The organism is Photobacterium pectinilyticum (assembly GCF_024357955.1).
Taxonomy (GTDB): Bacteria; Pseudomonadota; Gammaproteobacteria; order Enterobacterales; family Vibrionaceae; genus Photobacterium; species Photobacterium pectinilyticum.
This window is the reverse complement of record NZ_JANEYT010000057.1, coordinates 1-21,573: the sequence shown is the minus strand read 5'-3', so window position 1 is coordinate 21,573 and position 21,573 is coordinate 1. Positions and strand designations below refer to the sequence as shown.

The window sequence follows — 21,573 nt, the reverse complement described above, 5'->3', positions numbered from 1 at the left end:
GCGGAAATTAGGTCTCGAACCCCCTTGTCTTCGATGAAGGCTTAACTTCTCCATGAGAATGGTAAATACTAGGGGGTCTTTTCACACAAGGCGGCATTTGCCTTCATCCAATGACTGATATGAAACAGCAACGAACTACGCCTGAACCTCTCGCCTCCAAGACCGTCACCCTGACTAACGGTGACCGTGTCATTGCCAGTTGCTACCTCACCGATAACAATGCCATCTTGGATGTCACGGTCGCGTTCTACTCGCTCCAGCACATTGACAGGTTATCCTACCCGTACCGTGCTCCCGCTGACCAAATTGACCTGATACAGCAAAAAGTGCAGGGGTTTTCTATTGAGTCTGCAAACCTTCACTTGTCGAGGATCACAGATGAAGTACAAGCCGCTTGCCGACTAAACGCCGCGCTGGAGAAATCACTACAGCCTGTTACGACGTACGACTGGGATAGGTTAAGAGAGCAACATAACAAATGGTAATGTCGAAGTTTTTTAAAAATTGACTGAGTTTAAGTCGGATTTGAAGTTAATCGAGCACGGGGTAGCGTAAGTGAGTCAAGGAAAAGCATTAGGTGAGGGAACGAGATTTAAAGGTAACTGGAACAGGATTGAGCAATCCCTAATAAGCAGCCATATGCCAAAGTCCGTTGTTGCACAGTTGAAATCATCGGTGGATAGTCTAGGTGATTATGACTCTCGGTTAGATCGAAAATTGACTCGGTGGATAAACTTCATCGATTTGCCGAATAGCTCAATGAATCAGGCTGCCGAACTTCTTGATTTTGGGCTGCGATCTGGTTTTTTTCTAACGAATGAAGCCGATTGGGCTTTAGACAAAATTCAAGCCATCAATTTTGAACATCAGCAGGGATATGCTGCGTTAAGGGAGCTGCTCGACAAACTCAGGCCCTTAGAACTAAAAAGGGAAGCATATGAAAGTAAGCTTGTATTACTCGTTGAGTATACAGTTTAAAGCCCTAAAGATACTGGTGGAGCTGATTAGCCTTGTTGTAGTCGGGAAGATCAGGGAATCAAACCAAAAAAACCGCCTTAAGGCGGTTTTTTTGAAAGATAAAGCTTTGTTTTCGTCGGCAGGGCAATTTTTCAGCGTCGAATAGGAGAGTGCCGTCTCTATATCCTAAACCAGTAACAAGATCTTATTAAATAATCCTTGAATAGTCAAGGGGCTGTGACTTCTGCAAAATCAATTAGCTCGCTATCGATCAGGGCATCGACCCCCGCTGCTGTACAGACCTCCGCACGAATATACTGATCTTTAAGTAACTCACGAAGAGTCGCTTTATCTCGACGGATCTCCTCAAGGGCTTGTTTGAGTGCTTCGTTTTCTGATTCCAACTGCGTTGAGGTGGCGGATAGACTTTCGACATCGTTTGTCAGCAATTTGACTGCTTGCTTGTTCTCGTTCATCGCTTTCTTGTTAGCGTAGTAGTCCCCAAGCCCAACATTGTGCGCAAGCGCTGTTTTGAGGTGCCTTTCATCGTCTCGGTTGATGCCCACACGATATGTTTCTAATCGCTGTGACTGGTGGGATTGGTACGTACTTAGCGGCGGCAGGATACGGCTGTAGCCAATTGTCTGGATGAAATGGGACAGTACGTACGACCCTTTTTTTAGTTGTGTACAGTCTTTGAGACTTTCAGCACTCAATTTGAAAACCGACCCGTTGGTGGCGTAATCAGCAGGCTCTTGAGACGTCAAAGGCACAACTTGGATGCCTCGACGGGTAGACTTGATGACGATTGCAGGTCTACGTTTGTACAGCTCAAGGTTCTGTACCACATCAGGGTATCGTTTGGCAGAGGTTTGCGCTTGACTGCCACTTTTATAAATTCTCGGCTTGAACCCGAAGTCAACTTCGACAATTGTTCCGAAACGCAGCAGCTCCATCGCAGATCTTTTTACCCGTTTTATTGTTTGCGGTAAGAAGATTTCATCCGTGGTATCTCTCGGTGCAAGGTGAACGGCTACATCAGGTCCGTTGAACTGAACGGACTCGACAGTCCAGCGGTGTACTGTGTAGCCTTCGAAATAGCAGGTGATGGTTATATTGTTATTGGAGCTGTCAGGGAGCAGGATCTCGGTGATATTGGTGTAAGATTCCCTGCCGAGCACCGTCGGCTTAGCGGTGTCTCCATCACCTTGGGTGTCGTTGAATAAATAGTAGGTTACTGTTAGCGCCACATGTATCTCGCTGGATTTATTGGATTTAGTTATATAGCTATTATACATGGTCGAGGGATGGACGTTAAATTACTTGGTGGCCAAGGTATGTGGGCAGGTGACAAATAAGACCCTCGTCAGTGGCGCGATACGCCACCGACGAGGAACTGAATGGCTAGTGCTGTTAGCAGGGTCAAGCCACACTTTCGCGATTGGTGTTCGCACCAAACCTAGCATCAACCGCCTTTTTGAGCGGGCTATCAGCCTGCTCTGACAGATAATCATTGAGTGTGCTGAGATTGGATTCAGACCAAGCGCTCAGATTCCAGCCAAAACCATCGACAGGCTGTTTGGAAAGCCAATCGATTGCAGCTCCCTCAAAGTTGTTAATTGCGTTGTCAAGGAAGGCCAGTGCTTGCTCAATGGCTGCGTCGTCGTCAAGCGGGGGCATGGCCAAGCGGTCACCGAAGAAAGAGATACTGCGGTATTTTTGGTCGTCAGAAGTGGAAGTTTTAAAAAACTGCGCCTTCACTTTGTTTAACAAGCGACGTTGATGATCGCCATCAAGCACATCAAATAACAGGCGTACCCAGCCTGCATCAAACTGGCGTTTTTCGGTCAGTGCCTTCTCCAGTGCGACCATCAAGGGCTTGGACTCTGTAAGAGTGAGGCTGTTATTGACATAATACTGCGCAACGTGGTGCTCCACGGGCTCTTTGTGGATCAGTGTCTTCAGCCAATCAGACTCATACAGTCCAGTTGCGTCGAAATAGTCGATGAGGATTTGTTTGAGTGCCTGCACTTTATCCGCGTCGGAGGCCAAGATGTCAACGATAGATTCAGTCTGCCATTTTTCGGGAGTGAGATTGGCAACAGGCCGCTCGGCTATCCATGACAACAGCTCTTGCGCATCGAAATCCGGTAGCTGGTTTTTCAGTCCGGTGTAATACGTCGAGAGGATCAGCTCGGCATCGTTGCTGGCTATCCGCTCCGTTCGCATCAACTCGGCCACGGGCGCAAGGAACTGACCTTCCATCACGCTGGAATTGCACCACTTGAGTAGTTGGTCAAATGGCACGAAACTGAGGTAGTTTACTAAGTATTCCGGAGCACCTGACTTCACTGTTACGAAGGTTTCTAACCAGCTGACAACATTTTGGTGCTGGTTTTTACCGTATTCATTTGGAAGAACAAATCCATGATCGGGGACATAGGCACAGGCCAATGCCGCTGCGGTCAGCGCGGACAATCTGGCAAGGGTGGTCTTATCGACCATGCCTTCATTTTTGGTTCTTTGCAGTAACTCACTTAACGGCGGTATGGTTTGATCTGGATTGCTCTTCAATTGTTGCCAGTCCGCAGTGAATGGTAAGAGAGTCAGTACCGTCTCTAAGTCAGCGCTGGCAATCGAGATTGTGGGAAGATACGAAAAGCCTTCCACCTTGTCCATTGCACCACAGCGCATCATCGTCAGCAGCTGCGGGAAGACGGTATCATTTTCAGACAAACTGCTCTGGCGAAGACAAGCAGCGACGACGAGACGATCTAACGGTATAGATGCCATCTGCTTGTCAATTTCCCAGTCAGGAACGGCGTTGCGCAACGGGTAAAGAAAATTAACCAGTGTGTCTGCTGAGGGACGAGTGATAAATAATGGTTTTTTTCCCGTGACCGTAAAATACTGGTAGATCTGCCGGATAAGGTTCATGACCTTTTCCCATTGCTCATTGTTCGTGGCCAGATCTTTTGGTTTGTTGGCGCGCAGTAGAGAGTTAGTCCTGTTTAGAACCGCATTGGTCAGATTGCGTTGCTCGACAGTTGGGATAGAGACATCCACGTCGATCCCAGCGGTAATCAGGGAGTTGAAGCAGTCGATGAGTTCAGCATCAAATTCATCAAGCGGATCTGAGTGCTGGACAAGTTCGTGATTGAAGTCAGCCAAGAAATGCTCGACTAACGCTTTACCTTCAGACGTCTCCACCAGCGCGGCCATGAGTTTGACCAAATCAGGCGCATCCGTGTTTTCTGTTTGTTTTTTAAAAAACACCTCGAAGCCATGTAATGAGGACAGGTCGATAATACGCGGAGCATCATGGCTGTTAAAGGCGGCCCGTAATGGCTGGATGATCAACTCACTCGAAGCTATCTCAAAGGACGTCTGATAGTGGAGGGCGGCGATATGTTTCGGCCAGTCAGTCAATGATCCGGTGTATTTACGCAGCACTTTCTGGGTCGCATGCATTTTGCGTAAGATGGCTTCGTCCAACTCCTTTGAATCGGGTTCACCGACCAATTGGTGGAGGTGGATGTCATTATCTCGTACCACCAGCAGGTAGGCGGCACAGGATGCGCCATGAAGATCTTTATTGGACTCGGAGCAACTGTCGATGCGGGTGCCTATCCGGTTGATAAGGCTTTTTAGGAATCTCGGGGTAACATCACGCTGCCAGATATCGATCATCTCCATTACTCCAGCTTTGCCCTCGATGTCCGGAAGGGTTTCACTCCAGTACTGCTCGAAGCGCTCTCGCCATCCGGTGGAAGCAATCGGGGGGGCGGTAAAGGGGATCGGGATACGCTTGCTGATGTATTCCTTGCCACCGGACTGGCTGGCCTCGATGGCACCTTGTTCAAGCGCTTTGGACAGATGCTTTTCCGAATAAGGCAACAAAATCCGGAAGCGCGGGCTGCCAAGCGAAATCAATGTGTCGATATCGCTCCACAGTTCGCGGGCAATTTCCGGCGAAACGCGGTCGATATTGTCGATGACCAACACGATGGTTTTGCCTGCGGGGATCAGGTCGGCAAATACCTTAAAAGCCTGTCGCAATTCGATGGCCCCGACTTCGCGGTTGACCTCTAGTGTTTCGTTGATGGTGTCAGTGCTATTACGCTTGAGCAGATCCCCCAGCTGGAGATCGCGATTGAAGAATCTCATCCCCAGATACTGAGCGGCAGGCGCGAGAAGCAGTGCTGCTGATATGCCGCCATTCTCCCAAGAGATGTTGGCGGGGTTGGTAAGCCAGTCAGGCAAAATGGAAAAGAACGGCTTGGTTTGCAGCGCGGACACACCAAGCAGGAACATAAACAGGAGCGAAGAGGGCGGAATATGCCGACCGATGATAAAGAGCAACTAGGTTGTGCTGTTTGCGGGACATTTACTCACAGACAGTATCTGCAGTTATCTTGATGAGCTAGATCCGACCGGCACGATACCTAAAGACCGGTTGAACGCCCTGACCAATTAGTATCTTGATTTATCGCCCAACCACGATAAATTTACCGTTGTTGGGCATTGTTTTGTCAGGGTTTTATGAAGGTAACTTCTTTCGTTACTGGCTGCTACGTCAAGCTGAACGTCTAATTCTTGGCGTTCCATTGTGCAGCAGTGAGCCAATCAATGATTTAGTCATCAAATGCTCGGCTTGTTTGTATTGCCAAACCAACCAGCTTTTCAGGTTGGGACATTTCACTTGCCTTACTCTCTGGGTTTCAAACAATTCAATGGCTTCCGAGCTACCGTAACCACAGGCTGGCAACAGCACTTGTACCAGCGCACTATCATACTGTACCGTTTGCATCCCAACGATTACACGCATGTAAGACCATGCCTCCAACCGTCCAAGCTCCTTCGAATTCAACATTTTCGCAGCCGCTTGGTACTTCTCTTGTTTAATAAGCTTCACAATTGGGTTATTTTGCATGTAAGTTTCCGTACTTTATCTAATGGCAGGCAGGTTAACCTAGCCTGATCTTAATTATTTTATTTCACGTATCTCAAACATGAAGTTTGCCTGGCCTGTATCCTGATGGTTAGCCGGATAAACAGGCACTCGAAGGACACCATCATTGCCATCAATGCTTACGCCTATCGATTTCGTCTCACCAATGTTGACCTTCTCACCTGCCACTACGATAGGTAATTCAGCATCTGCACGCAGTGTAAATATGAGGTCTTGAATACCCGACGCTAAGTTACCATTCGATGTCCGAAGTTCATTAGACTTGATATAGACAAGCGGGTTATCAGAGCGATCCAACAATTCAGCATCAACTGGCAACATAGGCGTAGACTTCAGTTCTACAAGGTTATTTGGCAAATACGTAAAGCTGAAGCTATCCGTATCGGCCTGGCCGAATTTATCACTTGCCGTTATTGTCAGCGTATAAATCTCGTCAGGAGTAAGGCTAGGGAAGATGACAGGGTATTCCAACGCATAAGTATTGTTTCCCAGCGAACGCCAGCTCAGGTTAACTTCGTCATCAGCCGGTCCACCTTTCAATACAATTTGTTCGATGCGCGTCTCTGATTGATCGATAAGCTTGATGGCGAAACTCTCCAGCCCCCTGACTTCCATACCGGGCAAAAACGGCTCATCATTCACACTAAGGTGTATTTCCGGTGGCGTGAAGTCCAACGTTACTTCAAAGAGAAAGTGTTCAAACCTATTTTTATGGAGATCTTCTCCATAAGCATAAAGCCGGTAATCGCCTTCCTTGTCATGTGAAGAGTACGTGGCAGTTATGACTGAGGAAGTAGCGTCGGTTACCCTTTCACCATCAATTGTACGAACTGTTTGACCGTTTGATTTAAGTAATAGTCCAGCTTTTTCAAGTCGCACCCGGTTCCATGAATTACCAGCAAAGGGTTTTTCTACGTTAAATACGACTGAACGTTTTGCCTGATCATGGTTAACCAGTCCAGTGAAATAGGGCGGAGCATTATCATACTCAATGACATATGAGATTCGATCCTGAAGCTCCGGCACTCCATCTCGATAAAGACCGTACCTATCGTGGTAATGTGTTGCTTTGCCAGATGTATTGTATTCGAGATTTACGTTTAGAGTACACGTCGTTCCACCTACAGGCACGGTACACGTTTGACCATACATTGATGCTTTTTGGGCATACTCCCTTGGCTCACCGGTAAATTTAATCTGGCTGATACGCGTGTTTGCCGGAGCTGTGTTGGGATTACTTGTCGGATGACCATAGTTATGTGTCACCCAGCCCAGACCATCTATATGCCAGTTCATCGCTGTCGTGACAGGGGGTTTTGCGGCATTCGAAAATGAAAAACCCGATGCAGCTGACATAGGGTGGCACAAATACGTCGACTTATTTACCCAACCCTTTGCATTCCAATCAGAGTTACCATTTTGGTTAATTTGAAGAGCATGAACTTTGAAATAGACATTATCACTGTCAGTCGAGAGAACGGTAACTTTATTAGCATTCATCCCTGCTATTTCACCACCGAAAATTGCACCTTCTGGTAACGCACGAAATTCCTCTCTACTGATCTTAAAAATTGTATCGAGTGGATTTTTATTTAAAACATAACTGCCGTCCGGTACTGCCTTGAAGCCTGGCTGTCCCATGAAGGACCCAGAGTGGCCTGGTTCTTCATAACCAATCATTTCAGGTTTCTGGCCACAATCACTGTTGACGTAGGCAATTTGAGAGGCTGAAGTTACATTGCCTGCACGATCTTCAATATGAAAAACAAATTCATACAGATCTTGTACACCAGAAGGTATCGCGACCGCGGCACCGCTATTTTGTGCCCCATCACCTAACTGAGCATATCCCAGCTCTTTGATGAAATTTACCGAGCCAGAGCGAACAACTTGACCGCCCGATACCAGCCTTGTTTCAAAAGTCACATCCTTGACGCCACTGTTGCTATCAGAGACACCATCTAGACGAATAAGCCTGGAACTAGCACTAGCAAAAATAGGGGTTCCATCAGGCGCATAACCACCTCCATAGGGCATACTCCATGAAAAGTTACCCGTCCTAGGCTTAACCGTATCAACCACCAGCTCTTTAGTTTCAGTCTCGAGTATCTCGCCTGCCATGCTCAACATCTGTGATCGCACGATATAGGAGCCATTGGGGATAGACCCAACATCCATGATCTTGCCGTAGTAATTCCGGCCAATCGAGTCTGTGATCCGGTCTTCAACACGTATGCGGTCAGAGGTTTGCTCAAAAGCCACGGTGCCATTTTCTTTGTGCCTGATTGATAGCGAAAGTAGCCGGTCGAGGCCTCCCGACATCATGACCGTCAGGCCACTAGAGGCGTTGATATACTGCAGATCACTACTTGTTCTGTATTGCTCCTGACCATCAGGGTTAACAAAACTGTACTCAATCACAGAGGCGTTAAGGCCGGCTGATACCAGTAGTGAGGAAAGTGCCAATACTAGCGGTTTAACTCTCGTCATTATCCTGCACTCTGATCAACCGTACTGAAAAGAAATCAGCTGTCGCGCTGACAACTTGGCTACCATTCGTAAAATCAATGATGTAAGCGTCCGGGGCATAGTCAATATTCGTATTGGGTGTTGATGACCAATACGGCCCGCGAACGGTGGTTGGAAACAAGGCCTGATCGATTGCTGGCCGAACACAGCTGTAGTCAACTAAGGCATTAAGCTCCTTGATATTTGGTAGTACCCACGTATATTCCGGATCGGCATCTGAATACTGCTTAGCTGCCAGAAGCGCTTCTTGCCATGCCTTATAGTTAGTCGGCAACCCATCACACGAGTTGTCACTGGCTTTATACGTTTCACCAAGATTGCACTTCGACCAGATCAGGTTGTTTCGCACATCACTGACTGTACCATCGAGATTATCAAGGTATTGGTAATCAAGCTGCGTAGGCACCACATTAGTCACACAATCCTGAGCTAGTGCATTTCCTGACAATAACGCTGCCAGTGGTAATAGTGATAAAAGAGTATGAGTTTGCTTCACCTTAGATTCCCCCTCGAACAGCAATAACATGATTGGCTTGGCCTTTGTGACAGAGTTTCACTAACTCTTCGTCTGCGTCATAGCACCATGCTGAAGCATTGTTTTCAACGGCCGAGCTTGCAGTCCAGAACTGACCTGTCTGAATATTTGGGAAATAGTCTATGGCGCCTACTGGCAAGTCTTCGGCGTAGTTAACCATCGACATGATCTCCGAGACGGTTGGTAAGCGCCAATCCGTAAAGCCACATACCCCTGCATTGTTCATGACAGATAGGAAGTTATCGGTATCGCAATTTCGAGCACGCGAATTGTAAGACGGTGATTCGGTGTTTGGGTAGGCGCAATATCTATTCACCGGGTAAGCACCATTACCAAATCCAGGCCCTTTGACCCACGGCTGGCCACCATTGGTTGATGATGACGGGTTATACCAGAGATACTTGTAAGAGACAGCGTGCCAATGCCCATAATGTTCAGGGTAGGGAAGCATACCTTCACCACGAAGATAATCTCTCACCATTTCGCTTATTTCGTCATCAGAGAGAACAACTGGATCCATTTCAGGAGTCTTATGTTCAAACACTAACCCAGTTACATCATCTTTAACACAATGCCAATTAGGTGCGGAGGAAGGGAGAGTGTTGCCAGCATGGTCAAGCTTTTGAAAACTGAATCCATGCGCACCATTATCGTGCCTATCACTGTCAGTATCACGCCCAAAACCGGCATCTTGATTCGGATATTCACTGCTCGGAGCGTCAATCAGCGAGTAGCCATCCCAATGCTTAACCATTCCAGTATCATTAAGGCCAAGGTCGCCTGGGATTACCATTGTAAACTCATCCACTTTACCCGCAGTGGCATTCTCTGGCTTGTTTATGGTCAGCACCGCAGCTTCGCCACCCTCAGGGATACCGTCCTCAATCACATCAATAACTAGCTGTGCTTCAAGCTGTTTTGCAGGAACAAGCAGCGTATCGGTAGAGAGCGTGTAATCGATGTTGTAAAGCGCATTACCACTGATTGCTAAAGGCAGAACAACGTCTTTATCCGTGTAATGGCTGAGTCGGCCTTTTAGCGTATAACTTGCGCCTTCTTGGACATAAGCTTGGTATTCATCAAATTCGAATACAGGAACGTCATCGCTGTTTTTGATGGTAATTAAAGTCTGATTATCCCCAAGGGTTACACCTGCATTCTCGTCGACAGAGAGGTTAATAAAGAGCGTAACATCATCCTGATAAAGGTTGTTATTCAGAACCTTGTAGCTGAATTCCGCAGTCCGATTGCCTTTGATAATGCGTACACTTTGATCTTCAATAATCAAGTTGGCAAATTTATCATCACCGGCAGCTGCCGTATCCAACTCAACTTTGAGGTGAGCAATCATGTCCCGATCAAGCGTTTGAGACAGTGTGACTCGCAAGGTTTGCTCTAGTACATCACCAGCGTTCCTTGGCTCCGTCAATGTAACTGTTTTTGGTATCGAAATAGAAGGTATCGTTCCTGATTTACCATCATCTTTGCTGCTATCGTCGCAGCCAGCCATCACAGCCAGAGGCAGCAATGCCAAAACAAACCGATTTTTCATGAGCTATTCATCCCTAAATTTTACTTTTTTCAGACAGTGTCCGAGTGGTTTTCCTTCAATTGCTGTTTTTTCGTTTGTTATAACGCCAACCAATGAAAGCCAAATACAAAAAAACCAGTATTGAGGCAACAAGTTCTCCACCAGCTATAGAAGCTGGCCACAATGCAACTGTTTGGTATAGCAGGTAGAAAGCGTACAGCCACGTTAGGCCATAGGTTACAAAACCAAAAATATTCAACATTGAATTAGATCCATTTTATTAATTTCGTTTGCGCTAAAGCCCTTCAACGCTACCAATTCAAAAACTGTTTTTCTTGATGCACCCTTTGCCGCTATTTTACGTTGAACGGGTGCCCGACAAAGGCTAAAACCTGCTTCTCTGTACAAGGAGGCTGTAAATTTGTTGTAGTTATTTGTCGCGATGACTCGGTTAACAGATTGCGTATCTAACCACTCAACAAGCTTTATTTGATCTTCTTCGATAAATCCAGAGGGATCATAATCAGCAAACGTATCATGGTAAGGTGGGTCAATAATCGCTAAATCAGCATCAGCCAAAGAACTAGTTTCATAACTTCCATGAGAAAACGTCCAGTGCTGTGCTGCTAAGCCAAATTGCTCGCAAAGCTCTAAGCTATTGAGATCCAGTTTTTTCTTTTGGCCGTAGGGGACATTAAAACGGCCTTTCTTATTGAATCTTGATAACCCATTGAAACAATGACGATTAATGAACCATGTTAGCGTTGATAGTTCGTCGGATTGAATTTTATTGGGTGCGGTTTGTTCGATGAGGTCGTTAAACCTGTCTCGCGCCTTGTAATAAAATGGGCCAGAAGCTTCGACTTGAATTATGTCTGGCATCGAGCCATCGCGAAGACACTGAAAAAAGTTGATCAGCGACCAATTGATATCACTGGCGTGGACGTGCTTGAAGCCAAAAAATAGAGAAAAGCCAAGACCGCCTGAAAAAGGCTCCGCGACTTTCCATTCTTTATCTACTACCGGCTCGACCGCTTTCGCAAGCCAAGCCTTGCCTCCCGCCCATTTCAGCGGCGATCTGTACATCATTGATTAAACGCCCCATCTGCTAGAAATCCTTCTCTAGAGCCGAACCAATCTGATCAACAAAATTTTGGCGTGAGTATATCGATAGAGATGCTAGGTTCGAGTGCCCAGAATCCGCCATCACCAGATTTGGCGAACGGCCTGAGGCCAGATCCTTAGATATACCGGTATGACGAAGCGCATGCACATTAAAGGCACGCAACTCAGCCGCAGCGGTATCATTAAGCGATTCAGCAGCTCGATCAAATACTGACAGCACAATTTTGCGTAATTGTTCTTTTCCGAGATTTGCATTAAGGATACCAGCATCTCGTCCTCTTGTGCCACTTACATGGCGTACAAATAAAGGATTTTTCTCATTTTTTTCTGGCAGGGGCGAGAAGCCAAGAAATAGCCGGTACTCCTTTAAGACAGCAATCAAGCGGCGAGGGCACGCAACACGGCGGCTTTTACCATTTTTACTCCGCGGGATGAAATAGTACCAATTTTCATCCGTATGTTGTCTAAAGCTGCTCATTACGGGTGAGTAACCGGGCCGAGAGGCCAGTTCAGATATACGTGGATAAATAAGCAACAAGGTCGCTATCAGTAGCTTCGAACGAAGGTGTATCTCTGGCTGTTTTTTGGCCATTTCACTGACAGTGTGCCATACCGCTCTGACCTGCTCATCACTCAATGCTTTCTCTGCCACTTCTTCATCAGCAGCTAATACATCCCGCATGTTATTCTCAGTTAGGCGTTTTAGATATGTCGCAGCTGGATTTCGGTCCACAAACTCAACGTCGCAAAGGTATGAAAAGAAAGTGCTTAGTAGTGATAGCTGTGACTTTACCGTTTCAAATCTTCGTTTGTAAGGCTGACCTTCATTTCGGTTAACGAACGGTTGCCACTTTTCATTGACTTCATATTGACACGTGAGTTTGTCGTAAACAAAGTGTGCGAAAGGGGCACTAGAAATAAGCTCTTCAGGTGGCTCATTACAAAAATCTACAAAAGCTCGGATCTCATTGCGACGAAAGTTCTCAATCGGATCCTCTCGGACAAACCATAACCAGTTAAGGAGTAGGTTTATGTGAGTGCGGAACGCATTAAAATTTGACCGGTTTCCTTTCACCTCCATTAGGTAATCAAGACTATGTTCATATAGCTCGAGTGCATCCGGTATCTTATCTGCAACTTGAGGTATAATGACGTTAATTGAGGGAACACCGATTTCAAGCTGGTCCGCATTAGGTATGAGTGGATAAAATTTATAGCTCATTTCGGTATGGTTTCCTCTATGCAAACCCAACTAGTCACATAGTCAATTTTAACCTATTTTTCAGGATGATAGGATGACAGAATACGAAATTGCACAAGAAATTAAAAATAAAGGCTATCACACTCGAAAACGCTTTAACCGGGATCTAAACCAGGTAATGGATCTTGGCAACGCATACTTGTTTAACGATGAACGTGGACTTAGGCAAGGAAGCCTTCAAGCAAGTTGGTTTCTCTTGAGTAAAGATAACATAGTGTGGTACATCGAGGTGCATCAGCGTCAGCAGGGGTTATTTGCTGACGCATATATGATCGATTCAGGTATATATAAAAGCTACGTACTGTTATTTCATGAGGAATATTCAGCTTGTATAAATCAACTGGCTTCCTGGCAAGGTTCAGGGGTGTAAAACTCCATCAGCGATTTAATATACGTGATTTCTGGTGAGTTGTCGGCACAGAAGCGGTATGACCGACCGTGTTTTGCACCGACTATGGCCTTGAGAGCAGCTAACCGATACTGTTTAACACCAATATTTTTGCTAACAATTTCTTCAATGATTTGCTCGACGCTGGCCCGCTCAAATTCATCTATCGTAGTGATGCCGAGCTGCTTTAGTATTCGACGATGAGAAGATTGCAGTTGTACAATTTCAGCCAACGCTCTTGGTGCTGATGGATTTAATTCGTCATGACATAATTTGGCCTGTTGCAAGCCTTCTTCAAGGATACGTTCCAGGGACAGTGTTTCTAATACCGCGTCACTGATGAGCATAAAGCCTGACATGCGATAGTCTCCGCCAACTTTACGAGACAAACAATAAGAATTGAGAGCACCGAATACAGGACAAGCAGCATTTCGCCGTACAAACCATTCGTTACCTGCTTTTTTCAGTACCACTAAATTATCGACAAATACACCATGAAAGCCAAATAGCATCTTATGTGAAACTTTTCCGTACTGTTTTATTGCTTTCATTAACTGTCTATCAAGAGGTTCAACCAATTTCTTGGACAAACTGTCAGTCACAACAGAGGGGCTCGATGTTTTTAGGTTATTTAACTTTCGGTCAGTAACAAATTTTGAAATTTTAAGGTTCGCCAATTTATCGGCATGATCAGTTGAGAGCACAGAATATCCCTATAAACAGTCCATCTAATTACGGTTAGATGCATTGAAAGTTGTACATAATGTGATTTTCAACGCACATTAACCCAATAAACCATTACTGTCTATCGTTTTAAATTACACATTGTTAACCAAAGACATTCCGTGATACTTCTAGCGTGACAATGAGTTACTCAAATAAGCTTCTATTTCTTTGATACCTCCCACCCCATTTTTCATTATTTTTAGTGGTGACTGCCCCTGTAGGTTGTCGTTTTTCATACTTATCCAGCCGTAAAGTAGCTCGGAGTTCTGGCTATATAACAGACGAAGAGACTTGTGGACATTAAGCAAACCTGCTGCATTAGGCATGCTGTGCGCAGGTAACGCTGTACCTCCCAATTTGACCTTACCCAACGTTGCGCAATCTATCCCTAACAACTCACACTGGTCTTTGTCTGTGATTAACCATTTGTTAAGCAAGGTCAATATAGCTTTGCTTACAACAATCATTTGGTTTTCGTCTGTCATCTGAATCTATCTCCCTGAAAATTAATCAAATGCAAAGAGCTGTTGGCTAAGAGCGATACTGGCGAAGCACTATCATAAATAGTAGCAAAATCAGTATTTTTTTCACCATCATTGACTGATATACCGATTAAATCACCATAAATACATACGCTCGTTTAACACGCTACTGAAAACTAATAAACATTGCTTTGGAGCAACTATTATTTTCTTGCTGGCATTAATATATCATTTACCACATTTCACAGAGGTGAACATGTCTAATAAAGAGATGCTTCAATTGGCTTGCGATATCGGTGATAAGTATCCTGGTGTGTCTATCGTAGGAAAGTCGAAAAAGGAAACACTGAAGAATCTCCACGCTATGTTTAGTTCGGGGAAAGACATGACGCAACAATTCAAACGAAAAGAACAAAGTGAACCGCACTAGCCTATTTTGACCTTTAATGAATTATATCCACCAAATACCTCACGGTGGATATAATATAGAATAGATGGATAAAAGCATTATTTTTCATTCCACCGTTTTGAAACAAGTAAATGAAATCATCTATTAACTAGAAAACCCATTCAATAAGCATGGCTATTTTGATAGAACACAAGTCTTTAGCCAGGTGAATTCCATCACCAACATTCCGTTGAGAACAGTGTCCGACTAACAGAATTAGGTGCATAATTTTACGAAGAATGGCTACTATATTGACCCAAACAGATCAGGATTTGCATCTGCAATGTGCTTGTTCATTGCCCTCAAGAGTGGTGTCAGAGTTACCTCCACACTCCAACACCATGATTTCATGACGCTTATCTCTATTTTAGTCAGGGCGTACTTCGCATAGATCGAAATTAGCATCAAAAATCACTCCATATAGGACAGCTCTCACCATTTAGTCGAGAGTGGTGTCAGAGTTACCTCCACACTCCAACACCATGATTTCATGACGTTTATCTCTATTTTAGTCAGGGCGTATTTCGCAGAGATCGAAATTAGCATCAAAAATCACTCCATATAGGACAGCTCTCACCATTTAGTCGAGAGTGGTGTCATAGTTAACATCGCTAAGTACCTAGTGGATGATAGCCTCTACGGACTTTCCACCGAGAGTGGTGTCCCAGAACCGCCTTTAGGTACCTACTTTTTATTGAGAGTTAAACAGAAGGGTTTACAGTATTTACTGTTTCCCTGTTCATCATTTTCGCTAGCATGACTGTACACCTTTTCGACCCAATTCAGAAAAGCTGGGTTGTCTTTGAGGATATATAAATCAGCAACATCAAGTCCACCAACAGAGGAACCTTTTAGGGCATTGCATAATCTCTGTTCGAGATATTGTCCGCGATAAGAGGGATTGTTTGCCAATGCGTGCTTGTGACTCTCTAGTTCACTATCGGTTAAACCCATTTGCTCAAAAATATCCATCATATAAACAAGTATTTTGTTAAACTCTTCTTGATTACCGTTAGCATTCGCAAAGCAAATGGAGACGCATGGCCAGCGTCAGGCTGGCGCTTAGACCTACCATCTTCACTAAACCTCACAAACGCAGCTGTAGTTATCATTAATAACGCCACGCGATATGGCTACAATTCAATTTTATTCTCCAGCCAATACCCTATTGATCCCAACCTACCTCTGCAAGGTCCCATCGAGCGTCAGTTATCAAAAGAAAACGCATTGCTGTTTGCCGACGTAGCCAAAGGCATTGACCGATTCCTGTATGCCGCACCAGGGGGAGATCAAATTAGCGCGCATGAACTGCAACAGTATATCCAAAGTGCAGATTATAATGATGATGAAGGATTTGAAGTCGGCCTGAACTCGAAGGGAGAAGAATACATTTGGTATGTTATTGTCGCGAATCATGGCCGCTGGTTTGCTGTCGATGACCAAATGGGTGGCATGACATTTAGTGAAGACAGTTTTAAAGAACTGCTACAAACATTGTTATCCGAGCACCCTTAAATTAATTCCCAGCACCTCTTACAAGAAATTGATTACTCAGCCTTTGTTATCGTTAAGCACTCAATTGCTTGCATTTATCATTTGCTGTTAATCAGTTCACACTTCAGTTCTCTATAATCTGTTTTACGATATACCTCAGATATAGTGTCTTTGTGTTCATTTTTCATACAGAGAGTTGAATAAAATGAAATTTTCAAGGCAAATAATACCCGCCTCAATTGCTTTATGTTTTCTAGCCCAACCGGCCTTTGCCAACGACAAGGGTCCGGCGCAACAGGCCATTTCTGATATTGCCAGCAATCAAAGTGTTCCACTCAATACTGCAGATGAAATCGTCGATCTTGCACAGAATGTCGCCTACACCGTGCATATCGATCGAATCAATCAAAACGTCGTTGTTTATCGCAGCCCGGCAACGAATAAAATCTACATGCAGCCGTACCTTATCGTTGATAGCCCTAACTTAAAAAAGCAATACAACACAGTTTGCGCCAACATCGACGGGGCAGCTCTTGATAAGACTCGGGCGTTCTCAGTCCGTTTTCACACGTCGGAAAAAGAAGTGCTGCAGGATGTCCTCAACGCAGTTAATGCGCGTGAAAAACATATCTCTGCCGCCGGTAGCTATCAGCCAAATATCTATCATTCAATAAATAGCTGGCCCTACCGGTATCTGACCCTATCGGCTATTGGTTATGAATCGAAAGAAAGCAGCAAAACAGTTGTCTATCCGATGGGTACTTTCCCACAAGTTTCTTCAGACTCCGAACTTGGCCAAGGTGGGGTTATTCATCATTTTCCCGGTCGCCAATTCACAAAATCCCGTTTGTCGGTATCTTGTCATGAACTGTCGGGCATTCTGGCAAATGACAAATTTCAGCTAAAAATTTTCAGTGATACCCAGTTAACCACAAATGCCAGAAGGGAAGCCGTCATTAACTATTCACTTTCATCGAAAGAGATTGCCGATGTACTCCGTGGGGAAGGCCAAACTGGGACGATTAAAGCTGAAAACAAATTCATCGCGGACAACGGTTCCATTAGCTTTTCGATCGATTCTTTGTTCATCGGTAAGCAAAAACGAAAAAACACTGCTACTGCATCTCTGACTGACAATCGTGCACGATACGTAAATAGCCACGCCATCAGGACCGCCGCGCAACGATCGACCCTAAGTATCAGCATGGAAACCTGGCAAGATATCAAGGCTGGAAGTGGTATTGCTTGGGACGATAAAATGATCACAGATTTTGTTACTAAGCGGATCCTTAATAACGCTGACAAAGTTGTTACTCGCATTGAGGACAACCGGCTTTTGATTAACGGCTTGGAACGCTCCCTAAGTGACGCCGAACTCATCAGTTTACAGTCGACGGGACAAAATTTAGGTGACAATAAAGCTTCTTCTGAAACGTCAACAACTACACCTGATGGGCAGGATGTCACAAGCAAGGCAAGCTATGACGAGAAATATACTGACGGCCGTGGTATCACTTACGAGCAAAAACAAGGAAGTTGGGTGCCCACCAGCCTTGAGCTTTACGTTATCAACGAAGAAACTGTCAGCAACTTGATTCGGATTTCCGATAGCCAGTATCACGTTGTTGGCGGCCGTTACCTTCAGTTTTGGCCTATTAGTTCTATCGACCAGCCACCGCTTTGGAATTCGGCTGATATGACGATGGATGGGTTTGCAGAGAGGTTTACTACCCAGATGGCTAACGAAATGAAAGTTCTGAATAAAAAAATGGATGTGGTGGTTGGTAAACCTATCCCATTTCTGACTCTAACTCGAAGCCAAGGTAAAACGCTTTTTGGTGGTAGCAAAAAGAGTAAGGGTTCTGATAAGTACGCTAATGAAGAGTGTGCAAAATATAAAAGTTTCGGTTATACCAAGGTAAAAGAATACTCCATCGACAAAGCGCGTGGTGACTTTGGCAGAAATGGTAACGATCCTTACTTCTTCGTTAGCGGGATCACTTGCCACTAACAGAAATGGTACCTCTTGATTATCAATAGGTACCACCCTCCCCCAAATATCTAGCTTCTTACACAACACATTTATTACGAGGAATGGCTACTATATTGGCCCAAACAGATCAGGATTTGCATCTGCAATGTGCTTGTTCATTGCCCTCAAGAGTGGTGTCAGAGTTACCTCCACACTCCAACACCATGATTTCATGACGTTTATCTCTATTTTAGTCAGGGCGTATTTCGCATAGATCGAAATTAGCATCAAAAATCACTCCATATAGGACAGCTCTCACCATTTAGTCGAGAGTGGTGTCATAGTTAACATCGCTAAGTACCTAGTGGATGATAGCCTCTACGGACTTTCCACCGAGAGTGGTGTCCCAGAACCGCCTTTAGGTACCTACTATTACGAGGAATGGCTACTATATTGGCCCAAACAGATCAGGATTTGCATCTGCAATGTGCTTGTTCATTGCCCTCAAGAATGGTGTCCGAGTTAACTATTTCTTGTTCTGTATATTGGGTACTAGTTCGTAATTCGAACTTTGGTGCGCGGAACACAGCAGTATCAACGTTTGTTTGGTTCCGGTATTTCAATATCAATCGAACCAATATCCCATCCGAAAGGGTCCTTGTTGAAATACTCAATCGTCAGTAAACACTTAAGTAGTAAGACGTAGAATGGATTGATTCTAGACCTTACATCAACTCGGTAACCTGCATTTTTTAGAAAATATATCATCGCCTGCTTGTCTGCTTCACGTCCAATATGATGCGATGTAATGTTGACCGACCTAACGCCTTTCTCTAATGCCGCCTTATCAAATAAGGCTAAAATTTCAGAGGTTAATTTGCTCACCATATACTGCTTAACCTGGCCTTCGACCTGTTCGACCTTCTTCATTTTCTTTAGCTCATTTTTAAACTTATGTGCTAAGTGAAGATTTGCTTTACCTCTACCCAAAATCATTAAGTGGAGCACAGGATTGCCCCACACCACTTTTAAGCTAGCTAAACCCGAGCTTGTAAAAAAAAATGTAGCGAACACAAAATTGAGTGCCAAATTCTTACCATCAAAAGCCACACTTGGATACACTCGCAGTGTAGCCGCCAAATAGAGCCAGAAGGTAGCTACAAAACCTATGAGATTAACAAGGCCAAAAATGAGCTTTGACTTCAACCCTACGAGATTGCCATAACGGAGGTTGTAAAAATTATTTCCAACTTCAAAAAGCACTGCATGCATTAAAAGGCAAGCAACAGAGACCGTAACAAAATTCATCTTCTTCCTCACAATGATAGAAATTATGCTCACTGGCTCCACTTTTGATACCATCAACTATGAATGACGGCAGCACGCCACCTGTCGTTAAAAAAATTTTCAATCTGCATAATGACGGTTAAAGTTTCGCTTTGATGAGCCTCTCGACCTATGCCTATTCTCAGTCTTGCTGAAAGAAGAGCGCTGGTAACAGGTCTTAACGTAATATTTCGAGTTCTCATCTTTACGTGTCAGAACAAAACAAACATCGTGTGGCTGGGTCTTAATCACTACATCATGGATTGCATGAAGATGTTTGGACAGTTTCGCCACCTGAACGCGCTTATCCAGCTCTACCAGCTCATTTTCCTTATTCGATAACCTTTTAATGATACTGTTTTGCGGATTTCCAAGTTGGTAGTAAAAGCTGCTTGTCTTTCTCTCATACTGTTCAATACAGTGGGTCGTGATGTCCACTTCAATGTCCCAAATAGACAGATAAGCCGGTTGAAGAATAGCACGATAAGACGTCAGCAACTCCATATCAAAATCAACTATATCGCACTCTATTTCTTCAAGCATATCGTGAGTGGATAGCTCCCACATTGCGCTTGGTAGTAATGTTGAAATAAAGCCGCCATACATTTTTATATGATCCGCAGTTTGATCATCATCTGTACCAGTGACAAATCGATACACATCTAAGTCATAAAGGCTAAAGGTAATTTCTTTGTTCCTTGCGGTGGCAAACTGTCGAAAATTGTGCCGGAATAAATGATGCAATACGACAAGCTCAGCAATCGCTGCTCTGTTTGCTGTCTGACTCCCTCTAAATTTGAACCGGAACTTGCCCCACTCTCCCCTATGCAACTGTTCGTCATGTGCTTTATCAACAAGAGACCAACCAACAATAATTGACTCAGGTTCTATTTTTGATTGCAGTCGTAATTTCACTTCACTACTTCCTTTGTAATTTTTAAATCGATTGATCTCTACTTAACATCAATCATTAGTTTTACCGTCTGTGTATACTGACAAGAAAGGATTGATGAGGTTTTAGAAGAATGATCGACACAATAACTAAAACAGGTTCAAAATTTATGTTTCTATTGATCGCTTTAAGCGCAGCCAATGTCGCCTCCGCTGATCAATTATACACAGATTCAGATATGGATAAATTCATCATGTCTCCAGCCACTGGCTGTGGCAATACTTCAGCTATTGCTTACATTCGAGCTTCACAAGCTTATGCTCAGGAGTCCAACTCAAATCATACGATGATCACGAGTATTGAATCTGATGTGAATGGTAAATACAGCTCTTCTATCAGAAGCAATGTCCAACTGACAACTGGCAACCTGAAAATTGTTGAAGAGCATGATTATTCCGACAACGGAAAGCGTGTCTACTGTGTCCGGGTTAGAGAAAAAACCTAACAATTTAGCCTATATAAAATAAAGACAAACTTTGATATCTTGATCTCAAAATCAAAGTTCACACACCAACAGGCAAATATTTACTTTGCACGTTGTGCTGTAAAAAAATGGTATCGAAGAAATGAAATGGAAATTTGTTGCCGGTGCAGCTGTAGCCGCTAGTTTATTGCTTCCACGAGCACCACTTGGATTACATATTGTTGAGTCAAAGCTAGCTGAAAAAGTACAAGAGGCATTAGGTCAAACACACCTAATCTCCTATGTCGACAGCACCAGTAGCATTGATTATGTTGCGGGTACAATTAGTAGTGAATATATCCTTCGTGATCAATACGGCAATACCTACACGGTAGCTTCCATAACTAAAGTCGGTCTATCGGAATTAACATTCTTTGCTAAAGCATTCCTTTCTGACGGTGAAAACTCAATT

At 44.4% G+C, this 21,573-nt stretch carries 20 protein-coding genes; 8 read left to right on the top strand and 12 right to left on the bottom strand.

Translation table 11 applies throughout. The features are described 5' to 3' along the window. Positions 1-119: 119 nt before the first annotated feature. Together NHN17_RS19010 and NHN17_RS19005 are read left to right on the top strand one after the other, a co-directional pair. On the top strand, positions 120-485 hold the full coding sequence (locus NHN17_RS19010; RefSeq protein ID WP_255044211.1) for a hypothetical protein: 366 nt from the start codon (positions 120-122) through the stop codon (positions 483-485). A gap of 70 nt (positions 486-555) precedes the next feature. Then, positions 556-978 (top strand): hypothetical protein, encoded by a 423-nt coding sequence (locus NHN17_RS19005; RefSeq protein WP_255044210.1) that lies wholly within the window; start codon positions 556-558, stop codon positions 976-978. A 206-nt stretch (positions 979-1,184) separates the two neighbouring features. On the opposite strand, the gene NHN17_RS19000 is transcribed toward NHN17_RS19005, so the two are convergent. From NHN17_RS19000 to NHN17_RS18965, 8 genes are all read right to left on the bottom strand, one after another. After that, positions 1,185-2,207: a type II toxin-antitoxin system PemK/MazF family toxin gene (locus NHN17_RS19000; RefSeq protein ID WP_255044209.1), complete on the bottom strand. Its 1,023-nt coding sequence runs from the start codon at positions 2,205-2,207 to the stop codon at positions 1,185-1,187. 172 nt (positions 2,208-2,379) lie between these two features. Continuing rightward, on the bottom strand, positions 2,380-5,319 hold the full coding sequence (locus tag NHN17_RS18995) for a P-loop NTPase fold protein (RefSeq protein ID WP_255044208.1): 2,940 nt from the start codon (positions 5,317-5,319) through the stop codon (positions 2,380-2,382). A gap of 214 nt (positions 5,320-5,533) precedes the next feature. Next, entirely contained in the window at positions 5,534-5,890 is a 357-nt protein-coding gene (locus NHN17_RS18990) for a hypothetical protein (RefSeq protein WP_255044207.1), read from the bottom strand. A gap of 54 nt (positions 5,891-5,944) precedes the next feature. Next, entirely contained in the window at positions 5,945-8,419 is a 2,475-nt protein-coding gene (locus NHN17_RS18985; RefSeq protein WP_255044206.1) for an Ig-like domain-containing protein, read from the bottom strand. Beyond that, positions 8,406-8,954 (bottom strand): Lcl C-terminal domain-containing protein, encoded by a 549-nt coding sequence (locus tag NHN17_RS18980; protein WP_255044205.1) that lies wholly within the window; start codon positions 8,952-8,954, stop codon positions 8,406-8,408. Before NHN17_RS18980 ends, NHN17_RS18985 begins: the two co-directional genes overlap by 14 nt. Position 8,955: 1 nt before the next feature. Further along, positions 8,956-10,545, bottom strand: a complete 1,590-nt coding sequence (locus NHN17_RS18975; RefSeq protein ID WP_255044204.1) for an Lcl C-terminal domain-containing protein — start codon at positions 10,543-10,545, stop codon at positions 8,956-8,958. Positions 10,546-10,779: 234 nt separating this feature from the next. Continuing rightward, positions 10,780-11,613 (bottom strand): DNA adenine methylase, encoded by an 834-nt coding sequence (locus tag NHN17_RS18970; protein WP_255044203.1) that lies wholly within the window; start codon positions 11,611-11,613, stop codon positions 10,780-10,782. Positions 11,614-11,632: 19 nt separating this feature from the next. Then, positions 11,633-12,871 carry a tyrosine-type recombinase/integrase gene (locus NHN17_RS18965; RefSeq protein ID WP_255044202.1) on the bottom strand — a complete coding sequence of 413 codons (1,239 nt, stop codon included), beginning with the start codon at positions 12,869-12,871 and terminating at the stop codon, positions 11,633-11,635. 73 nt (positions 12,872-12,944) lie between these two features. Between NHN17_RS18965 and NHN17_RS18960 the strand changes: the two genes are divergently transcribed. Then, positions 12,945-13,280 (top strand): hypothetical protein, encoded by a 336-nt coding sequence (locus tag NHN17_RS18960; protein WP_255044201.1) that lies wholly within the window; start codon positions 12,945-12,947, stop codon positions 13,278-13,280. Here NHN17_RS18960 and NHN17_RS18955 read toward each other — a convergent pair. Together NHN17_RS18955 and NHN17_RS18950 are read right to left on the bottom strand one after the other, a co-directional pair. After that, complete coding sequence (locus NHN17_RS18955; protein WP_255044200.1) at positions 13,247-14,002, bottom strand: hypothetical protein; 756 nt, start codon at positions 14,000-14,002, stop codon at positions 13,247-13,249. The genes NHN17_RS18960 and NHN17_RS18955 overlap by 34 nt on opposite strands. Positions 14,003-14,152: 150 nt before the next feature. After that, positions 14,153-14,509 (bottom strand): antitoxin Xre/MbcA/ParS toxin-binding domain-containing protein, encoded by a 357-nt coding sequence (locus tag NHN17_RS18950; RefSeq protein WP_255044199.1) that lies wholly within the window; start codon positions 14,507-14,509, stop codon positions 14,153-14,155. A gap of 253 nt (positions 14,510-14,762) precedes the next feature. Between NHN17_RS18950 and NHN17_RS18945 the strand changes: the two genes are divergently transcribed. The 3 genes from NHN17_RS18945 (at position 14,763) to NHN17_RS18935 (ending at position 18,459) form a co-directional block, all read left to right on the top strand. After that, the gene (locus NHN17_RS18945; RefSeq protein WP_255044198.1) at positions 14,763-14,936 is read left to right on the top strand and encodes a hypothetical protein; all 174 of its coding nucleotides are present in this window, start codon (positions 14,763-14,765) and stop codon (positions 14,934-14,936) included. 972 nt (positions 14,937-15,908) lie between these two features. Further along, positions 15,909-16,469, top strand: a complete 561-nt coding sequence (locus tag NHN17_RS18940; protein ID WP_255044197.1) for a hypothetical protein — start codon at positions 15,909-15,911, stop codon at positions 16,467-16,469. 184 nt (positions 16,470-16,653) lie between these two features. Further along, positions 16,654-18,459 carry a hypothetical protein gene (locus tag NHN17_RS18935; protein ID WP_255044196.1) on the top strand — a complete coding sequence of 602 codons (1,806 nt, stop codon included), beginning with the start codon at positions 16,654-16,656 and terminating at the stop codon, positions 18,457-18,459. A gap of 555 nt (positions 18,460-19,014) precedes the next feature. Here the strand turns inward: NHN17_RS18935 and NHN17_RS18930 are convergent. Beyond that, positions 19,015-19,728, bottom strand: a complete 714-nt coding sequence (locus NHN17_RS18930) for a hypothetical protein (RefSeq protein ID WP_255044195.1) — start codon at positions 19,726-19,728, stop codon at positions 19,015-19,017. A gap of 99 nt (positions 19,729-19,827) precedes the next feature. Continuing rightward, on the bottom strand, positions 19,828-20,661 hold the full coding sequence (locus NHN17_RS18925) for a hypothetical protein (protein WP_255044194.1): 834 nt from the start codon (positions 20,659-20,661) through the stop codon (positions 19,828-19,830). A 110-nt stretch (positions 20,662-20,771) separates the two neighbouring features. Between NHN17_RS18925 and NHN17_RS18920 the strand changes: the two genes are divergently transcribed. Further along, positions 20,772-21,143: a hypothetical protein gene (locus tag NHN17_RS18920; protein ID WP_255044193.1), complete on the top strand. Its 372-nt coding sequence runs from the start codon at positions 20,772-20,774 to the stop codon at positions 21,141-21,143. 121 nt (positions 21,144-21,264) lie between these two features. Continuing rightward, on the top strand, positions 21,265-21,573 hold a 309-nt coding region (locus NHN17_RS18915; RefSeq protein ID WP_255044192.1), incomplete at its 3' end, for a hypothetical protein.